Source organism: Delftia sp. UME58 (assembly GCF_014170385.1).
Lineage (GTDB): Bacteria > Pseudomonadota > Gammaproteobacteria > Burkholderiales > Burkholderiaceae_C > Comamonas > Comamonas acidovorans.
Window position 1 is genome coordinate 1 of sequence record NZ_LZZV01000035.1, and the last position, 678, is coordinate 678.

General features: G+C 62.8%; 1 pseudogene. It reads left to right on the forward strand.

The window, feature by feature from the left end:
* Positions 1 to 47: 47 nt before the first annotated feature.
* A pseudogene (locus tag A9976_RS11175) lies at positions 48 to 678 on the forward strand (NADP-dependent malic enzyme); the annotation flags it as partial.

Here is a 678-nt window from a genome sequence, read left to right on the forward strand (position 1 = left end):
ATTCCCCCCTCTTTCCGTGTCTCACTTAATTAGCCAGTAGCCGCCCTATGGATGCCAACCTTCGCAAAGCCGCCCTTGAATATCACGAGCACGGGCGCCCCGGCAAAATATCGGTCATGCCGACCAAGCAGCTGACCAACCAGCGCGACCTGGCGCTGGCGTATTCGCCCGGCGTGGCGTCGGCCTGCGAAGAGATCGTGGCCGACCCGGCCAATGTCTACCGCTACACGGCGCGCGGCAACCTGGTGGGCGTGATCACCAACGGCACTGCGGTGCTGGGCCTGGGCAACATCGGCGCGCTGGCTTCCAAGCCGGTCATGGAAGGCAAGGCGGTGCTATTCAAGAAGTTCGCCGGCCTGGATGTCTTCGACATCGAAATCAATGAAACCGACCCGGACAAGCTGGTCGAGATCATCGCCGGCCTGGAAGCCACCTTCGGCGGCATCAACCTGGAAGACATCAAGGCCCCGGAATGCTTCACCGTCGAGCGCAAGCTCCGTGAACGCATGAAGATCCCGGTCTTTCACGACGACCAGCACGGCACGGCCATCTGCGTGTCGGCGGCGTTTATCAACGGCCTGAAGGTCGTGGGCAAGGAAATCGACAAGGTCAAGGTCGTGACCTCCGGCGCAGGCGCCGCCGCGCTGGCGTGCCTGGACCTGATGGTGGACCTGGGCC